Here is an 18,517-nt window from a genome sequence, read left to right on the forward strand (position 1 = left end):
GGGCTGGGGCTGTCCATCTGCCACGGCATCATCGAATCCATGGGCGGCTCCATCCACGCGGAGAGCGTGCCGGGGCAGGGCAGCACCTTCCGCGTGGTGTTGCGCTCGGCGCAGCACGAGGCGGACGTGTACCCGAGGTTGTCGGCGGCGGCGCAGCCGGGGGCGCGGGCGCGCATCCTGGTGGTGGATGACGAGCCCAACGTGACGGTGGCCCTGCAGCGCTCGCTGGCGACGGAGCACGAGGTGGCCACGGCCAACAGCGCGCAGGCGGCGCTGCGGCTGGTGAACGAGGGCGGCCGCTTCGACCTCATCCTCTGCGACGTGATGATGCCGGGGATGACGGGCATGGACCTGTACTTCGAGCTGGGGCGCTCCGTGCCGGAGCAGGCCGGGCGCATGGTGTTCATGACGGGCGGGGCCTTCACGCCGCGCACGGTGTCCTTCCTGCGCGACGTGCCCAACCTCAAGCTGAGCAAGCCCCTGGACCTGACGCAGCTGCGGGAGTTGGTGGGGCGCTCGGCGGAGGCCGGTCGATGAGCTCCCCCGCCGGTCACCCCGCGGCTCCTCCCGAGGCCGCGGCGGGGCCGGGAGTGCCGGGGCCCGTGGTGACGAAAGTGGGCGCTCCGGCGTCCGAGGGCCGCGAGTGGACGGCGCGGTCGCTGGGGATGGGGCTGCTCATTGGCGCGCTGCTGGCCGTCACCAACCTCTACATGGGGATGAAGACGGGCTGGTGGGACAGCGGCTCCATCACCGCGACGGTGCTGGGATTCAGCGGCCTGTCCGCGTATGGGCGCAGGCGGGGCGTGCCGTATACGCCGCTGGAGAACAACCTCACGCAGACGGCCGCGTCGGCGGTGGGCGCGATGCCCGCGGCGGCGGGCCTGCTGGGCGCGCTGCCGGCGCTGGCGCTGTTGGGCGTGGCGGTGCCGGGCTGGGGCATCGCGGCCTGGGGGCTCGTGCTGGGCACGGTGGGCGTGCTGGTGGCGGGGCTGCTGCGACGGCGTCTGCTGGAGCAGGAGGCCCTGCCGTTCCCCACGGGCATCGCGACCGCGGAGCTCATCTCCACGCTGCACGCGGCCACGCCCACGGAAGCGCGGGACACGCCCGCGGGACGGGGCCGGACGCTGGTGGGCGCGGGCCTGCTGGCCATGGGCGTGACGTGGCTGCGGGATGCGCGCGGGGCGCTGCCCGCGATGGTGGGCCTGCCGGGCAGCGTGGGCGGCACGGCGCTCTCGTCGCTGACGTGGGGCGTGGGCGTGAGCCCCATGCTGCTGGCGGTGGGGATGATGACGGGGTTGCAGCTCGCGCTGAGCATGCTGCTGGGCGCGGGCGTGGCCTGGGGTGTGCTCGCGCCGGTCCTCCTACGCGTGGGCGTGGTGATGGGGGCGGGCTACGAGTCGCTGTCCGCGTGGCTGACCTGGCCCGGCGTGGGGTTGATGGTGGGCGCGGCGGTGGTGTCGCTCGGCGCGCAGGCGCGGGACTTCCTGAGCGCGGCGAGGGACCTGCGTTCGGTGGGCGTGAACCGGAGCGGCCTGCCCCGGTGGACGCTGGGTGTGGCGGCGGTCGCGTGCGTGCTGGCGGTGGCGCTGGGCGGGGTGCTGTTCGGGCTGGGCGTGCCGTCCATGGTGCTGGCGCTCGTGCTGCTGGTGCCCCTGTGCGCGGTGTGCGCCCGGGGCGCGGGGCAGACGGACGTGTCGCCGGTGAGCCAGATGGGCAACCTCACGCAAGTGGTCTTCGGCGGCGTGCATCCCGGGGAGCTGGCGCCCAACGTGGCGGCGGGTTCGGTGGTGGCGGGCGCGGCGGCGCAGACGGGCGTGAGCCTGTGGTCGCTGAAGGCCGGGCACCTGTTGGGGGCTTCGGCGTCGCGGCAGCTCGCCGCGCAGTTGGTGGGCGTCGTGGTGGGCGCGGTGGTGGCGGTGCCGGCTTACCTGCTGCTGGTGGATGCGTATGGACTGGGCACGGCGTCGCTGCCGGTGCCCGCGGCGGCGCAGTTCCGCGCGGTGGCGGAGGTGTCCGTGCGCGGGCTGGCCGGGCTGCCGCCGCACGCGGGTGTGGGCGCGCTGGTGGGGTGTCTGGTGGGCGCGGTGCTGACGCTGGCGTCGCGAGGCCGGGCCGCGCGGTGGTTGCCGTCGCCGGTGGCGATGGGCATCGGCTTCATCACGCCGGCCTTCTTCGCGGTGACGCTGTGCCTGGGCGCGGGGATGGCGGCGATGGCCCGGCGGTGGTCGCCGAAGGTCACCGACGACCACGTACCCGCGCTGGGTTCGGGCGCGCTGGTGGGCGAGTCGCTGATGGGGCTGATCATCGCCGCGACGACGGCGCTCCAGCGGTCGGTGTAGCGCGGGCCTCCGCCTATGCAGCAGGCGTGAGGTCGCGCACGCGCTCCAGCGAGCGGCGGATGCGGTCCTCCATGAGGTTCGGCACGTGCGCCGCGCGCGCCAGCGCCTCTCCCAGGGCGAGCATCGCCTCGGCGAAGTCGCCCCGGCGCCACGCCGCGAGGCCCATCATCTCCAGCACCTCGAGCGGCTCCTGCTCCACGGACACCTGCGCGGAGCGCTCGCGCAGCGCGTGCCACTCCTCGGCCGTGGCGTCGCGGGCGGTCAGCTCCACCATGGAGAAGAGCACCTCCTCCGACGGGCTCAGGTTCACGCCGTGTCGGCTGTTCGCCATCGTCTGCCGCACCTGCGCGAGCAGCTCCCGCGCCCGGTCATGTCGGCCCGTCCACGCCATGGCGCGGGCCTGGAGCAGCAGGGCCCACGGACGGTGCGCCACCTCCGGGTGCCGGCGCTCCAGTACGATGGCGCGGGCGATGTGCGGCGCGGCGGCTTCCACGTCGCCGGCCTGGTAGTACAGCTCGCCCATGTTGTGCTCGGCGAAGTACTCCCAGCCCACCACGCCCAATTCGCGCCCCAGTTGCATGAAGCGCTCCTGGTCCTTCAGCGCGTGCGTCAGGTCCCTCCGGGCCACCCACAGGTTGCGGCGGTTGTTGATGGCCGAGCCCAGGTGGAAGCGATCTCCGCGCTCCGTGCACGCGCTGATGACCTCGTCCATCACGCGCTCGGCGCCGTCGATGTCGCCCAGGTTGGGGAGGATGACGGCCATCAGCAGCAGCGCCACCACCAGCGTCTCGTAGCCCGCGTCCCCCAGCTTGCGGGCACGCTCCGCCGCGGCCTCCAGCGGCATGAGCGCGTCCAGCCACTCGCCCTTGCGGAACTGCGCGCGGCCCAGCGCCAGCAGCAGCCGCGCCTGGACGTACGGGGACGTCACCGTCTCCGACAGGTGCTGCGCCTCCTGGGCCCGCTCCTCGCTGCGCGCGTAGTCGTTCACCCAGTCGAGCGCCATCGCCTCGTCGAGCAGCAGCTCCACCACCGCGCGAGAATCACCCACGCCCCGCGCCCGGTCCCTCGCGATGGCGAAGTCCGTGAGCGAGTCCTCGTACCGGCCGATGCGGTAGCGCATCAGGCCCCGGCCTCGGAGCGCGGTGAGGCAGCGCAGCTCGTCCTCGGGCTCCAGCAGCTCCAGGGCGCGCGTGTACATGGCCTCCGCGTCGAGGAAGGCGTGACGGCCGCGCGCGGACTCCGCCAGGTCGATGGTCAGCGCCGCCGCCTCGTCGCGCAGGCCGGCCGCCGCCGCGTGCAGCGCCAGCCGGGCCAGCCGCTGGCGCTCCTGCGAACCCGCCGGGCTCAGGTAGTGGCGATAGGCGGCGCGGTGGATCCGCGCCTTCTCCTCGGCGGGTAGGCCCGCGACGACGGCCTCGCGCACCAGCTCGTTGCGGAAGCTCAAGCCCTCCAGCCGGTGCTCCACGAGCAGCCCCGAGTCCAGGAGCCGCCGCGTCGCATGGCCCACGTCCAGCGGGAACTGCGCCGCGGCACCGTCGCGCTCCAGTTCGCGTACCACGCCGTCCGCGGCGGTGGCGGTGAAGGCCGCGCCCAGGAGCGCGCACAGGCGGGCATGCGCGGCGAGCGCCGGAGGCAGCGCGCCCAACTCGCGGTCCGCGAGCCACTCCACCAGCCGCAGCTCTGGGACGCGGTCCAGCTCGTCGGTGACGAGGTACCAGTTGCCGCCGGGCGAGCGCTGACGCACGAGCCCCTGGCGCTTCAGGCCGCGCACCAGCTCCACGAGGAACAGGGGCACGCGCTGCGCACGCTCGACGATGCGCTCCACCGCCTGCGCGGGCACGTTCTCCACCGGCTTGAGCAGCGCGCGGCACAGCGCCTGCGCGTCGCCCGACGTGAGGCCGGACAGGGGCAGCTCCAATTGCCGCGCGGCGCGAGCACCCCAGGACGGGCGGCTCTGCTCGAAGCCCGGGCGCACGAGCACGCAGACCCACAGCGGCACGCGCGTCTCCGCGAGCGCGGCGTACTCCAGCGCGTCCAGCGCCGTCTCCTCCGCGAAGTGCGCGTCGTCCACGACGAGGCACAGGGGCCGCTCGCGGGCGCTCGCCGCCAGCAACTCACCTGTGGCGCGCAGGGCCAGGGAGCGCAGCGCGCCCGGGGCCGCGGCCCAGCTGTGCAGCTCCGGCCCGCCGGGCGCGTACCACCCGAGCGTCGCGGCCACGCCCGGCCACAGCTCCGTTCCCAGCCGCGTCCCCAGCCGGTCGAGGATGGCGGTGCGGCCATCCTCCTGCGTGTCGGTGTCGTCGCGGTCGAAGCCGTGCAGCGCGACGCGCAACAGCGTGCGCAGCGTGCCTTCCGGGTCACCCTGCACGGGCTCGCGGGCGCGCATGGAGTAGACGCGGGCATGGGGCAACGCGGCCCGCAGGCGCAGCGCGAGCGTGGCGGCCAGGTGGCTCTTGCCATGGCCCCGGTCGCCCTTCACGGTGACGATGGTGGGCGCCGCTTCCGAGACCGCGACCCGGGCGCTCTCCATCAGGTTCTCCAGCTCCGCGTCGCGACCCAGCAGCACCGCGCTGCCCAGCTGCAACACGGTGACATCCGGTCGGGGCGCGGCACCCGGAGGCGCGGGGCGCATCAGGCTGGAGCGTCCGGGCACCGGCAGGCACGGCACCTCCGGCACGGCCTCCGCGGCGGCGTGGGACAACAGCAGGCCGCGCGTCTCCGGGACGGAGGGGTAGCGGTCCTCGCGCGCGAAGATGGCGCTCAGGTAGCGGGGCGCACCGTCCAGCCGGCGCTGCACGGTGACGGTGGCCACGTCCACGAGCGCGGCGGGGGCGAGTCCCCGGTCGGCCAGCCCTTCGGCGGCGCGCAGGGCGCGGCGCACAGGGTTCTCTCCCACGTCCGGGTCGAAGACGCCGGCGAAGCGCGCGCCGTCGGTGAAGGCCATGTGGCCTCCGTAGGCCGCGAGCGCCTTCTGCACCGCCACCGGGTTCGCGCGCGAGGCGAGGAACAGCACCGCCACCGAGCGGCGCGTCTGCGCGGGGCGCGCGTCGGGCAGGACGGTGAGACGGGGCGCGGGCTGCACCGCGGCCTGGCCCGCGTGCTCCAGCGCCGCGCGCAGCGCCTGGGCCACGGCGGCCGCGTCACGGGGACGGCGCGCGGGCTCCTTGGCCAGACACCGCAGCACGACCTCCTCCACGGACGGCGCCACCGGGGCGTACTCCGAGGGAGGCGGAGGCCGCAGCGACAGGTGCGCCTGGAGCACCTCCGCGAGCGCGCCGAAGAAGGGCGGCCGGCCGGTGATGAGCTCGTAGAGGATGACGCCCAGCGCGTACACGTCCGTGCGCGCGTCGAGGGCCGCGTGGCCGGCGCACTGCTCGGGCGCCATGTACTCGGCGGTGCCGGCGAAGGAGGTGGTATCGCCGGGCGTGCCATCCTCGGCGGGAACGCCAGGCGCAGGGCGCTGCACGAGGCCGAAGTCGAAGACGCGGGCCCGGCTGTGGGCGTCGTCCAGGAAGACATGCTCGGGCTTGAGGTCGCAGTGCACGAGCCCATGCGCGTGCACGGTGGCCACCGCCTCCAGGAGTGCGTTGGCGCGCGGGCCGAACTCCTGGGGCGACAGCGGCCCGGACGCCTGTGCGAGCCAGTCCGCCAGGGTGGGCAGGGGCACGAACTCCATCGCGACGAAGCGCTGTCCGCCCGGCAACATGCCCATCTCGTACAGCGTGGGCACGGTGGGCGGCCCGATGGTGCGCAGGGCCGCGGCCTCGCGGGTGAGCTGGGCCTCCGCGAGCGCGACGCCGGGACGGGCCAGCTTCAACGCGATGCGTTCGCTCTCCGTGCCGTCGGCGGCGCGCTTGTGCGCGGCCAGCAGGAGGCCGAAGCCGCCGCGTGCGATGACCTTGTCGCACCGATAGCCCGGAACCTCGGGCACGAGGTTCGAGACATCGGACGGCAGGGTGATGGACGGCGGGACGCCGGGCGGGCACGGCGTGTGAGTGCCTTCCCAACGTCGCCCGCATGTGAGGCAGCGCGGCACGGGCGTCACTCTATGCCAGCGCCCCTTCGATTTCCGAACCGCCGGGGTTGGTCAGTCGACGTCTGCGCGACGGAGGCGCCGGACGTTCCTCCAGCCTGGAGGGCATCCGGGCGCGCCACCTCGGAAAAACGCGCGACACCTGACAGCGCGAGCGGTCGGAGGTGCAGCGGGTCGCATGTGCACCCGCTGCGTCATTTCGCACCGCGTCGCGCCGTGAATGTCAGGACTCCCTGCTAGCCCTGATCAAGCGGGAGGTGCACGCATGGACGGGGTTCGAGCAGCGCGCGCAGGAGGCGGCTCCGCGCCGCCGTGGCTGTGCGGGGTGGTCATCGCCGGGCTGTTGCTGGGAGGTGCGCGGAGCCATGCCGGTCCGTTGCCGGTGGGGCTGCACGGCTACGCGCGCTACCGCAGCGCTTCGCCCTCATCGCTGCCGCGAGACACGGTGGGCGGTGAGGTGCTGGGGCGCTACCTCGCGTTCATCACGGAGCAGCGGGCCGCGCTGAAGAAGCCCGGCGTGACGGAGGCGGAGCGTCAGTCAGGCCATGCGGCGCTGAATGACCTGCTGATCTGGTCCTCGTCGCGGACGGAGGGACAGCTCGCGGCGGATGTACCGCTGGAGGTGTACCTGCGGCTGAAGGCGGAACATGCGCTGCGGCTGCGCGAGGACGGGGTGCGCTCGGCGCGGGTGGAAGTGAAGCTGGAGGAGTTCCACCGCTGGGCGGATGCGCGCCGACAGGCCCTGGCCGATGCGCACTTCCGCAGGCTGGGCCACGACGGGCTGCTCACCGAGAGCGCGCTGTACGAAGCGACGCAGCGGGCGCTGGTGGACGCGGTGCTGGACTGGGCCTACGCGCACACGCGGGACCCGGACTTCCCTCGCAAGAGCCCCAGTGAGGTGGGGCTCTACCTGCTGGCGCGCAACAGCCTGTTGGCCTCGGCGGTGGAGGCGGGCCGCAACGCGCCTCCGACGTGGGACCCGACCCCCGAGCCTCCGCCCATTCCTCCCGAGGAGATGGTGCTGGAGCTCGCCGTGGGCCTGCTGCCCATCGCAGGGGAAGTGGCGGATGTGAAGGGCGTGGTGCTCGGGCAGAGCCTCCTGGGATACCCGCTGTCGGGCGGCGAGCGGCTGCTGTGCGCGGTGAGCGTGGCACTGCCGGTGGTGTCAGGGCGCCTGCTGACGGAGGGCGCGCAGGGCGTGGAGCGTGTGGCGCTCCTGACAGGCCGGAGCCTGCGCGAGGTGCAGGTGCTCCAGCGGGTGGCGCAGCACCTGTCACCGCAAGAGGCGCAGCAGATCCGTCAGGTGTTGCGCGCGGCGGGGCGCGGCGAAGCGGTGTCCGCGGAGGACGTGGCGAAGCTGCAAGCCCTGGCGAAGCGGCTGGAGGGACCGCTGGCGGAGGCGGGCCGCGTGTTGAGCCAGGGCAAGCGGGTGGCCCTGGTGGGCTCACGCGTGACGGGGGAGGGCGCGCGGTTGGTGCCGGGCAGCGCGGAGCACCTGGCGCAGGCGTGGGTGGACTACCAGTTCCGCCACCCGGGCAAGTACCGGCACTTCCAGTACGCGGTGGATCCAGAGTGGGAGCGGCTCTACCAGACGGTCATCAAGAACAAGGAGGCGGGCGGTGAGTTCGAGAAGGCCGTGCTCAAGTCCAAGGGCCAGCAGAAGAACACCGCGTTGATGCTGCCGCCTCCTGGAAGCAAGGCCGAGGGCTTCGTCCCGGACGCGGTGAGAGGCAATCCGGAGGAGCTCGTGTGGGGCCAGCCCTACCACTTCGTGGAGGCGAAGGGCCGCGCGGAGATGGCCCTCACGGGCAACCTCAAGGCCATGATTGATTACGTCGAAGAATATGGAGGCTATGTGGAGGTGTATTTCCGCTCCGCGAAGCATCCAGCGGGGCCAACTCACGTGACGCGCCCCCTCGAAGATGCCTTGCGAGAACTCACCCAGGATGGCAGAGCCTTGTCTGACGTCTATCCGTGAGGCCTGCGTGTGCCGTTGAAATATCTGACGACCAAGATCAGCCTACCGCCCGTGGCTCCGTCGGAAGCTATGGTTCGAGCATTCCTCAAGAGTGCGTTTGAGGAGTACCGCTGGTTCGAACCCGCGCGATATCGCAATGAGCAGATCGACCCTCGTCGGATCGACTACGATGAGCTGGTCGCCAGGTTTCTGCATGTTCGCAGCCTGATGGTGCTGGCGAAGACGGATCGCGACTTCTTCCTGTTCTCCGCCAGGAAATCGGACGGCCCACCGCACGTGGGCAAGCTCACCTGGGAAGCCGCGCTCTCCCGCGCGAAGAGCGCGCAGTGGCGGGCAGACCACGTGAAGCAGGTCACCGCGTTGATGAAGCTGTTCAACTCACCCGTGGCTTTCTCGGCGACCTCCGAGGACACCGACCGGAAGTGCGACCAGCTCATTCCCTCCCCGTCAGGGGTCGGGCAGAGTTGGACCTGGACCGTCCGTGATCCCAGCGAAGGCCTTGCCGGCATCTTCTGGCGCAACTTCTACGGGCCGCCGTTCCTGGAGATGTTCGGAGACCGGCTGAACGCAATCCCCGAAACCCAGCGGCGCACCGTCGCGGACGGCATCGTGCTCGTGGAGCCCTATGCCCTGCCCACCGACGCGATGACTCCCGCCGCGGACGCCGCGGAGCAACAGCTCCGCGAAGTCCTCGGGCCGGAGTGCTTCTACGACCAGGTGGCGCGCACCATGCCACGCCGCGTGCCCGACCTGCCGCACCCGGGCGCGCTCTCCTCCTGACCTCGCGGCGGAGTCCCGCGCCCTACCGCGCCGGCACTTCAATCGCTCGCATCAGCGCGCCGTCCTGTCCAAGCACCCGCGCGCGCAGCAGCAGCGCGGTCCCAGGCTCGGCGGACGTCAGCGCCTGCGCGGCGTCAGCCACGCCGGACACCTTCTTGTCGCCCACCTGCGTCAGCACCATGCCGGGCGCGAGCCCCGCGCGCTCCGCGGCGCTGCCGGACTCCACCGCCACCACCTGCGCGCCGCCGCTGCCGTCCTGCGCCTCCGACAGCCGCAGGCCCAGCCGCTTCGACAGCGGCGCCGGCGTCGAATCCCGGGGCGTCATCTCCTCCTCACCCCGCTGCGTCGGACGGGTGCCCAGCTTCACCGGCACCTCCATCGCCTTGCCGCCGCGCACGAGGCTCACCTTCACCTCGCTGCCCGGCTTGAGCAGCGCCACCGCGCGCGTCAGCGACCCGGCTGAATCCACCGCGCGCTCGCCCACCGACGTGATGACATCCTCCTCGCGCAGGCCCGCCTTCTCGCCCGGGCCGCCCGCGCTGACGCCGGCCACCACCGCGCCCTTCGCGGCGTCCACGCGCAGCGCCTTCGCCAGCTCTGGCGTGAGGTCCTGCACCGCCAGCCCCACCCAGCCCCGGCGCACCACGCCAGTCTCCTGGAGCTGCGGCAACAGCGCCTGGATGAGGTTCGCCGGCACCGCGAAGCCGATGCCCGTCGCGCCGCCGATGATGGCCGTGTTCATCCCCACCACCTCACCCTTCATGTTGAAGAGCGGGCCGCCGGAGTTGCCCGGGTTGATGGCGGCGTCCGTCTGCAGGAAGTCGTCATAGGGGCCCGCGTGGATGTCACGCGCCCGGGCGGACAGGATGCCCGCGCTCACGCTGGACGCGAGCCCGAACGGGTTGCCAATGGCCATCACCGGATCCCCCACGCGCAGGCCGTCGGAGTCCCCCAGCTTCACGAAGGGCAGGTCGCCGGACACGCCCTTCAACTGGATCAGCGCCACGTCCGTGAGCGCATCGCGGCCCAGCACCTCCGCGTCGAACGCGCGCCCGTCCTCCAGCTTCACCCGGACCATGTCCGCGCCTTCGACGACGTGGTTGTTGGTGAGCACCAGGCCCGCGGGGTCGATGACGAAGCCCGAACCCAGCCCCTGCTTCGACGGCGCGCCGCCACCCTCGCCGAACGGGTTCTGTCCGCCCGGGAGGCCGAAGCGCTCGGCGAACCCCGGCGGCAGGCCCTGCATGCCCATGGCGGGGCGGGCCCTCGCCTGCACCTCCACGTTCACCACCGCGCCCTTCACCGTCTCCACCAGCGGCGCGAGCGACATGATGGCGCCGGGCGTGCCGGGCGCGGGGGAGTAGACGGCGGGCTCCACCTTCGCGCCGGAGGGCGTGGTGGCCGTGTTCGGCGTCTTCGCCGTCTTCAACGACAGCGTGGGGCGGGCGGCCGGGGCCGCATCCGGCGCGGGCTTGCAGGCACCCAGGGCGACCAGGGGCGTGAGCGCGAGCGCGCGGGCAAGGCGGCGGCGGGACGGAAGGGTGCGAACCATCGTGCGTTCTCCTTGGTGAGCGGCCGGAAGCGACCTTCCGGGCTTGAAAAAGAGTCGAACCGGATGCGGTGGGCACCCTGGGAAGGAGGCAGCGGTCCCGTTCCACCGGCGACACCGGGAGTCACCAGCGGCCCAGCTGCCAGAAGGGAGCTCGTAGGAGGAAGCCCCGCATCCGATTCGACACCCGGACCCCATTGCAGCCCGTGGGCCAAGACCCCCGAACCCCGTTCTCCAGGGGGAGCCACGCCCCGCGAGTCCCCAACGCGCGGGGCAAAGTGCCCCAACCGGGGCATTTCGCCCGGGGGCAGCGTGCCCCATGCCCCTTGGGAGCGCTTCCGCCCGGACCCGGGAGCGCGCCCATGGCACGGCGGATGCTCCAGGGCCCGGAGTCCCACCACCCGGGTGCCCGCCGCACCCTGTCCCCAGGAGGTCACTCCCATGGTGCACGAGCAGACAGAAGGGAGCGCGCGTGGCGCGGCCTGGAAGGACCCCAGGTCGGAGTCAGGGCGGGCCCCGCGCATCCTCATCGCGGATGATCAGCCGGAGATGCGCACGCTCATCCGCAAGATGTTGGTGCGGCGGGGCTATGAGGTGGTGGAGGCGTCGGACGGGCCGGGCCTGGTGCAGCTCCTCATCGAAGGGCTGACCGCGGACGAGTCGCGCGCGCCCGACCTCATCATCACCGACGTGCGCATGCCGGGCTTCACGGGACTGGAGGTGCTCGCCCGCCTGCGCCGCGAGCAGTGGACCACGCCCGTCATCCTCATCACCGCCTTCGGCGACGCGCAGCTGCACCGCGACGCCCTGCGCCTGGGGGCCGCCTGTGTGCTCAACAAGCCATTCGAGTTGGAGGAGCTGCGCGGCGCGGTGGAGGCGGCGCTCGCGGTGTCCCAGGACTGACACGGCATCGTGCGTGGCGCGCTAAGGTGTCGCCGCTCGCGAAGCCGTCGCCCTCGCAAGGAAGCCCATGCGCCGCATGCCCTGGTCCCTGTCGTTGTCCCTGCTGTGCCTGGGGTGCGCGCCCGCGCAACGCCAGACGCCGGACGCCGGACCCACCGCGGTCGTGCCGCAACAGCTGGTGGCACGCATCGTCCACACGTACCCGCACGACCCGACGGCCTTCACGCAGGGCCTCCAGTTCCACCAGGGCCAGCTCTACGAGAGCACCGGCGAGGAGGGCGACCTGCGGCGCATCTCCCTGGAGCAGGCCGCGCCGCTGTGGGTCCAGTCCCTGCCGGGCGTGTTCCCCGAAGGGCTCGCCAGTGACGGCACGCGGCTGTACCAGCTCACCTGGCAGGACGAGATGCTGTACGTGTGGAACGGCACGCCGCCCGCGCAGGAGAAGCAGGTGGCGTACGCGGGCGAGGGCTGGGGCCTGTGCTTCTGGCAGGGGCAGCTCGTGCGGAGCGACGGCACGGCCACGCTGCGCTTCCACGACCCGAAGGACTTCCACGTGAAGTCCCAGGTGCAGGTGACGTTGCAGGGCGTGCCGCAGGAGCGGCTCAACGAGCTGGAGTGCGCGGAGGACGGCGTCTACGCCAACGTCTGGTACACCGACCACGTGCTGAAGATCGACTACGCGACGGGCCGCGTGCTGGCCGTCATCGACGCGTCGGAGCTGGTGCGGACGGTGCGCGGCCGCATCCAGGGCAACGGCGGGGTGCTCAACGGCATCGCGCAGGAGCCCGGCACCGGCCGCCTGTTCTTCACCGGCAAGCTGTGGCCCGACCTCTTCGAGGTGAAGCTGGAGCCCGCGACCCCGTAGCGGGACGATGCAAGGCTTTGCCGCCGCGCTTCAGGGGGCTTCCGGAGCGCGCTGTCTTGAGAAACGCCGCCGCACGGTGCGGGTGACCTCCACGTCCCAGCGCGGCGACAGCACCTCCAGCACGGTCCGCTGGAAGGGCAGGGCACAGGCCAGACAGGCCAGCGTCGCGGCCAGCCCGATGAGGCTGTTCTGCCAGGAGGCCAGGTTCCACTGCCCGGACCAGGACCACTCCGTCAGGCTCTGCGGCCAGAGGTAGTAGATGGGCCACCCGGGTCCGCTGCCCGCGAGGTCGCACAGCAGGTGCCCGTGGAACGCCGCCGCCGACAGCAGCGCCACGGCCACGCGCCGCCGTGCCAGCGCGGCACAGACCGCCACGGTGACGAGCACCCCCACGTAGCCGTGGAAGATGACGTGGTGGTAGCGCGCGTAGAACTCCTCGCCCCCCAGCAATGACAATCCATCCAGGTCCGGCGCCAGCCCCGCGCAGGTGACGAGGATGCGGTCGCGCCGTTCGCGCAGGCCTTGCGCCAGCAGCCAGGACAGTTCGGCGTGCACGATGGGGCTCATGGGATGCGCGAGCGTACGGTGTCCCCGCACGGACGTCACCTGTCCGAAAGAAGGGGCATGCCCTGGGTGAAGATTCCTGACCCCGCGCGTTGAAACAAAGGGGGGCTCACTCTTCATGAATGACATCTTTGATTACCCAGACAGTCTCCGAATCCTCTCAAACGGACGTCGGGCGGACTTTTCCAGGCAGGACATCGCCACGCTTTTCGAAGCCCACGTCCGTGAGACTCCGGATGCCATTGCATTGCGCTTCGAGGGGGGAGTGCTTAGCTATGACACGCTCAACCGGCGTGCGAACCGGTTGGCTCGCCGGCTCCAGTCGCGGGGCGTGGGGCTGGAGCAGCCTGTGGGCATCCTCACCGACCGCACCCCGGAGACCCTGGTGGGGCTGCTGGGCATCCTGAAGGCAGGTGGCGCCTATCTGCCTTTGGATCCCAGCCATCCGGCGGAGCGTCTCGCGTGGATGATCGAGGATGCGGGCCTGCGAGTGCTGGTGGGCCGGCACGAAGACGTCCAGGGGCTGCGCTTCCAGGGGGACGTCATCGAGCCCTCGCTTCCGGAGGCGCCTGCCGGAGAAGACGGCGCGCTGAACGTGAAGGGCGGCGCGGGGCCCGACTCGCTGGCCTATGTGCTGTTCACGTCGGGCTCCACCGGCCAGCCCAAGGGCGTGTGCATTCCGCATGCGGGTGTGGCCCGGCTGGCGCTCGATGACGGCTTCATGGGGTTCCGCCGTGAGGACCGCGTCCTCCAGGCCGCGTCCTTCTCCTTCGATGCCTCCACGCTGGAGGTCTGGGGCGCGCTCCTGAACGGGGCCTCGCTGTGCCTCGTCTCACGGGAGACCCTGCTGTCGCCTCCGCTCCTCGCGGCGAAGCTGCGGAGCGACGCGGTGTCGGCGGCGGTGCTGAGCACGTCGCTGTTCCATCAACTGGCCGAGGCCATCCCGGACGCGTTCGGCGCGCTCCGCGTGCTGATGGTCGGGGGCGATGTGCTGGACCCCAAGTGGGTGGGCCATGTGATGGCGCACGGGAAGCCCCAGCGCCTGCTCAACAGCTATGGCCCCACGGAGTGCACCACCTCCGCGACGGCCCATGAGCTCCGTGCGCTGCCGGCTCCAGGCACCTCTGTTCCCATCGGCAGACCGCTCGCGAACCTCCAGGTGTACGTGCTGGATGAAGCGCTGGCGCTCCTTCCCATGGGTGAAGTGGGAGAGGTGTACCTGGGAGGAGAGGGACTCGCGCGGGGTTACCTGAACCGCCTCGACCTGACCGGCGAGCGGTTCCTACCGGATCCGTTCCGCGGCGTGCCCGGTGCTCGGCTGTATCGGACCGGAGACCGCGCACGGTGGCTCGAGGATGGCAGCCTGGAGTTCCTGGGGCGGATGGACCATCAGGTGAAGATCCGGGGGGCCCGGGTCGAGCTGGGAGAGATTGAAAGCGCCCTGCGCTCCCAGGCCCAGGTGGGCGACGCGGTCGTGCGGGTGCATGAGGTGTTACCGGGAGACAAGCGGCTCGTCGCGTATGTCTCTCCCCGCGAGGGGGCGTCACTGGACGCGGCGGGGCTTCGTGAGGCCCTGCGCTCGACGCTTCCGGACTTCATGGTTCCCCATGCGGTCCTCGTCCTGGACCGGTTGCCGCTCAATCCCAGTGGCAAGGTGGATGTCCACAAGTTGCCGGCCCCGAGGTTCGGTGCGGGGGACGGTGAAGCACCGCGCACGACGTTGGAGCAGGACATCGCGCGCATCTGGTCGGAGGTGCTGGGGACGGAGCAGGCCGGGACGCAGGACCGTTTCATGGAGTCGGGAGGGGACTCGCTGCTCGCGGTCCGCCTCATCGCGCGGCTCGAACAAGCCCTGTCCGTGCGGCTCCCGGTGCGAGCCCTCTTCGACAGTCCGAACATCGTGGAGCTGGCGCGACGCGTGGAGGCAGCGAGGGATGAAGCCCGGGGCGTGGACCTTCCTCCAGTGGTCTCCGTGGACCGGAGCCGGCCCCTGCCGCTGTCCGATGCGCAGCGGCAGCTCTGGCTCTTGACGCAGGTGGCGCCCCGGAGCGCCTTCTACAACGAGCCCTTCACGCTGTACCTGCCGGGCGACGTCCAGGCGGAGGCGTTGGAGCAGGCGTTCCAATCACTCATCGCGCGGCATGAGGTCCTGCGCACGACGTTCGGCTCCACGCCGGAGGGCCCTGTCCAACGGGTGCTGCCCGGCGTGCCGTTCCACCTGCGGAGCGTGGACCTGCGGGCGATTCCCGAGGGGCTTCGGAGCGCGAAGGCTTTGCAGCTGGCGACGCAGGAAGCGCGCGTGCCCTTCGACCTGGAGCAGGGGCCGTTGCTGCGGGCGACCCTGCTGAGGCTGAGCGCTTCGGAGTGTCGCCTCGCCCTGGTCATGCATCACCTGACCGTGGATGGCTTCACGATGGCGACGTTCCTCCAGGAGCTGCATCGGTTCTACCGGGCGGCCCTCGTGGGAGAGGTCCCCGCGCTGACGCCCGTGCCGCTTCATTACGGCGATGCCGCTGTCTGGCAACAGGGCCCGCGCTACCAGGAGGCCATCGCGCCGCACCTCGCGTACTGGAAGCAGTCGCTCGCGGGGGCTCCGGCCCTGGTGCTTCCCACGCAGCGTCCCCGTCCTCCGGTCCAGAGTTTCCAGGGCGGCAAGCTCGTCGTGCGGATCCCTCGGGAGCTGTTGGATGCGGTGAAGATGTTGGGGCGCCGTGAGGACTCGACGCTCTTCATGACGTTGCTGTCGGCGTTCGGAGCGCTGCTGCATCGATATTCGGGGAGCGACGACTTCGTCATCGGCGCGGCGTTCTCGGGACGGAGCCGCGAGGAGCTGCGCGCCATCTCCGGGCACTTCGTGAACCTGCTGCCCCTGCGGCTGCGGTTCTCCGAAGGGCTGGGCTTCCGGGCGCTGCTGGCGCGCGTGAGGAAGGCCTGCCTGGAGGCGCTCGAACACCAGGACGCGCCGCTCCTGCGCATCGTGGAGGCGGTGAACCCGGCGCGTGTTCCCGGCGCCAATCCGCTCCTTCAAGTGTCGTGCACGTTGGAGCCGCCCATCTCGGTGCCGGGTTCGGGGTGGAGGGTGGAGCCGCACGACGTGGATACGGGGACGTCGAAGCTGGACCTCTCCGTCGAACTGGATGAGCGGCCGGACGGCATGTCCGTGCGGCTGGAGTACGCGCTCGACCTGTTCGACCCCTGGATGATCACCCAGCTGGGCGAGCACTTCGTGACGCTGCTCCGTGAGGCCGTGCGGAACCCCGAGGCGCCCGTCATGGCGCTGCCGCTGCTTTCGGAAGCGGAGAAGGCGCGGCTGCTCACCTGGGCCCAGGGGCCGGTGGAGGACAACGCTGGAGCGGCCTGCCTGCATCACCCGTTCGAGTCGCAAGTCGCGCGCACTCCCGATGCGCCCGCCCTGGTCTTCCAGGGTCAGTCCATGAGCTACCGGACGCTGAACGCGGAGGCGAACCGGCTGGCCCACCACCTCTGTTCTCTGGGCGTCGGCCCGGGCGACTTCGTGGGCCTGTGCCTCCAGCGCTCGTTCGAAATGATCGTGAGCATGCTGGCGACGCTGAAGGCAGGCGCGGCCTACGTGCCCCTGGATCCGACCTATCCGAAGGCGCGGCTGGAGTTCACGGCGCGGGACGCGGGGTTGACGCTCGTGCTCGCGCAGGAGGCAACGCATCCACTCGTGGCTGATACGGGGGCACGGGTCGTCGTGCTGGAGCAGGTGCGTGACGCGCTCGCGGCAGCCTCCGCCGAGAACCCACGAGTCTCCGTCACCGGGAACGACCTCGCTTATGTCATCTACACCTCCGGTTCGACGGGCCAGCCCAAGGGCGTGCTGCTGGAACACCGAGGCGCGGTCCACCTCTGTGAGACCGTGACCTCGCGCTTCGGCTTCGAGCCGGGCGACCGCGTGTTGCAGTTCTCGCGGTTCGGGTTCGACTTCTCCGTCGCGGAGATCTTCCCGACACTCTTCTCCGGCGCCACGCTGTACCTGCTCGCGCAGGCGGAGGTGACCGCCGGTGAGGAGCTCGCGGACTTCCTGGAGTCACAGCGCATCCACATCGCGATGTTCACGCCCTCGGCGCTGGGCTCCATGGCCTGGCGGGCGCTGCCGGACTTGAAGCTGATCGTGCTCGGGGGCGAGGAGGTGCCGGAGCGGCTCGTGGACACCTGGGCCCCGGGCCGGCGCCTCATCAATGGCTATGGCCCGACGGAGACCACCGTCTTCGCGACCACCGCCGATTGCGTGGTGGGAGGAGGGATCCCCTCCATCGGGAAGCCGCTGCCGGGCTACGAGGTCTACCTCCTGGATGATGCGTTGGAGCCGGTTCCCGTGGGCGTGCAGGGAACGCTCTACATCGATGGAATGGGATTGGCGCGCGGCTACCTGCACCGGCCCGAGCTGGACGCGGAGCGGTTCATTCCGCATCCGTTCAGCGCGGAGCCGGGCACACGGCTCTACAAGAGCGGGGATGTCGCGAGCCATCGTCCGGAGGGAAGCCTCGAGTTCCACGGGCGCGCGGATCGACAGCTCAAGCTGCGCGGCTTCCGCATCGAGTTGGGAGAGATTGAGGCCGCGCTGAGGGCGCACCCGGACGTCCGGGATGCCGTGGTCGAACCCCAACTGCTCGCGGGGGAGCGGCACCTCGTGGGCTACGTCATTCCCCGCGCTGCCGACGCGGCGAAGCAGTTGCCGTCACGCGCACTCAGGGACTCGCTGGTCGAGAAGCTTCCTCCCCACATGGTCCCCCGGGAGCTGGTGGTGCTGGAGGCGTTCCCGCTGGGCGTCACCGGGAAGCTCGACCGGCGCGCGTTGCCACTGCCTCCGTCGCGAGCACAGGCCCCCGAGGCACCGTCCAGCACGGAGCGTGAGAAGGAGGTGGAGCGGATCTGGTGCCGGCTCCTCGGAGTGGAGCGGGTGGGCCGGCAGGAGGGCTTCTTCGAGGCGGGGGGAAACTCCCTGCTGCTCGCGCGTGTCCAGTCGGAGCTTGAGTCGGAGCTGGGCGTCCGCTTGAGCATGGCCACGCTGTTCCAGTTCCCCACCATCGAGTCCCTGGCGCGGCGGTTGGACGATGCGTCGGTGGAGCAGCCAGCCAGGGCGCCGAGTCCCGCCCGGAGCAGGAACACCGAGCGTTCGGACCGCATCGCCATCATCGGCATGGCGGGACGGTTCCCGGGCGCGCCGGATGTGCCGTCCCTGTGGACGCTGCTGGTGGAGGGCCGCGAAGGACTCTCGCGCTTCAGCCCGGAGACGCTGTTGGCGGCGGGAGTGGAGCCCCGGCTGCTGGAGGATCCCGCCTACGTGCGCGCGGCGGGGATCATCGAGGAGGCCGAGCACTTCGACGCGGGCTTCTTCGGCTACAGCCCCCAGGACGCCCGGCTGATGGATCCGCAGCTCCGCGTGTTCCTGGAGTGCGCGTGGGCGGCGTTCGAGGCCGCGGGCTACGACCCGAAGCGGTTGCCCGGGAGGGCGGGCGTCTTCGCCGGGGCGGGGATGCCT

At 71.6% G+C, this 18,517-nt stretch carries 10 protein-coding genes; 7 read left to right on the forward strand and 3 right to left on the reverse strand.

Translation table 11 applies throughout. The annotated features are described in order from the left end of the window. Positions 1-537, forward strand: a 537-nt coding sequence (locus D7V97_RS22675) for a response regulator (protein ID WP_120612747.1), incomplete at its 5' end; no start/stop codon positions are given. Next, positions 534-2,339, forward strand: coding sequence for an OPT/YSL family transporter (locus D7V97_RS22680; protein WP_120612748.1), 1,806 nt, complete (start codon positions 534-536; stop codon positions 2,337-2,339). The genes D7V97_RS22675 and D7V97_RS22680, both read left to right, overlap by 4 nt. Positions 2,340-2,352: 13 nt before the next feature. On the opposite strand, the gene D7V97_RS22685 is transcribed toward D7V97_RS22680, so the two are convergent. Continuing rightward, positions 2,353-6,270 carry a serine/threonine-protein kinase PknK gene (locus D7V97_RS22685; protein WP_233583093.1) on the reverse strand — a complete coding sequence of 1,306 codons (3,918 nt, stop codon included), beginning with the start codon at positions 6,268-6,270 and terminating at the stop codon, positions 2,353-2,355. Between the two features lie 367 nt (positions 6,271-6,637). On the opposite strand from D7V97_RS22685, the gene D7V97_RS22690 reads away from it, so the two are divergent. Beyond that, complete coding sequence (locus D7V97_RS22690) at positions 6,638-8,350, forward strand: hypothetical protein (RefSeq protein ID WP_147444927.1); 1,713 nt, start codon at positions 6,638-6,640, stop codon at positions 8,348-8,350. Positions 8,351-8,359: 9 nt separating this feature from the next. Next, entirely contained in the window at positions 8,360-9,130 is a 771-nt protein-coding gene (locus D7V97_RS22695; protein WP_147444928.1) for a hypothetical protein, read from the forward strand. A gap of 22 nt (positions 9,131-9,152) precedes the next feature. On the opposite strand, the gene D7V97_RS22700 is transcribed toward D7V97_RS22695, so the two are convergent. Continuing rightward, positions 9,153-10,682 carry a Do family serine endopeptidase gene (locus D7V97_RS22700; protein WP_120612751.1) on the reverse strand — a complete coding sequence of 510 codons (1,530 nt, stop codon included), beginning with the start codon at positions 10,680-10,682 and terminating at the stop codon, positions 9,153-9,155. Between the two features lie 438 nt (positions 10,683-11,120). Here D7V97_RS22700 and D7V97_RS22705 point away from each other — a divergent pair, with 438 nt between their 5' ends. Together D7V97_RS22705 and D7V97_RS22710 are read left to right on the forward strand one after the other, a co-directional pair. Beyond that, positions 11,121-11,582 carry a response regulator gene (locus D7V97_RS22705; RefSeq protein ID WP_120612752.1) on the forward strand — a complete coding sequence of 154 codons (462 nt, stop codon included), beginning with the start codon at positions 11,121-11,123 and terminating at the stop codon, positions 11,580-11,582. Between the two features lie 67 nt (positions 11,583-11,649). Next, a complete protein-coding gene (locus D7V97_RS22710) occupies positions 11,650-12,447 on the forward strand; it encodes a glutaminyl-peptide cyclotransferase (RefSeq protein WP_120612753.1) in 798 nt (265 codons plus the stop codon). 30 nt (positions 12,448-12,477) lie between these two features. Here the strand turns inward: D7V97_RS22710 and D7V97_RS22715 are convergent, their stop codons facing one another. Continuing rightward, complete coding sequence (locus tag D7V97_RS22715; protein WP_120612756.1) at positions 12,478-13,014, reverse strand: metal-dependent hydrolase; 537 nt, start codon at positions 13,012-13,014, stop codon at positions 12,478-12,480. A 115-nt stretch (positions 13,015-13,129) separates the two neighbouring features. On the opposite strand from D7V97_RS22715, the gene D7V97_RS22720 reads away from it, so the two are divergent. Continuing rightward, positions 13,130-18,517 (forward strand): non-ribosomal peptide synthetase (locus tag D7V97_RS22720; RefSeq protein ID WP_147444929.1); only part of this gene is annotated, 5,388 nt, incomplete at its 3' end.

The sequence above is a fragment of the Corallococcus sp. CA053C genome, from assembly GCF_003611675.1.
Lineage (GTDB): Bacteria > Myxococcota > Myxococcia > Myxococcales > Myxococcaceae > Corallococcus.

Coding starts and splice junctions, on each gene's coding strand:
- D7V97_RS22680 (WP_120612748.1), top strand. CDS start 534: ATGAGCTCCCCCGCCGGTCACCCCGCGGCTCCTCCCGAGGCCGCGGCG.
- D7V97_RS22690 (WP_147444927.1), top strand. CDS start 6,638: ATGGACGGGGTTCGAGCAGCGCGCGCAGGAGGCGGCTCCGCGCCGCCG.
- D7V97_RS22700 (WP_120612751.1), bottom strand. CDS start 10,682: ATGGTTCGCACCCTTCCGTCCCGCCGCCGCCTTGCCCGCGCGCTCGCG.
- D7V97_RS22705 (WP_120612752.1), top strand. CDS start 11,121: ATGGTGCACGAGCAGACAGAAGGGAGCGCGCGTGGCGCGGCCTGGAAG.
- D7V97_RS22710 (WP_120612753.1), top strand. CDS start 11,650: ATGCGCCGCATGCCCTGGTCCCTGTCGTTGTCCCTGCTGTGCCTGGGG.
- D7V97_RS22715 (WP_120612756.1), bottom strand. CDS start 13,014: ATGAGCCCCATCGTGCACGCCGAACTGTCCTGGCTGCTGGCGCAAGGC.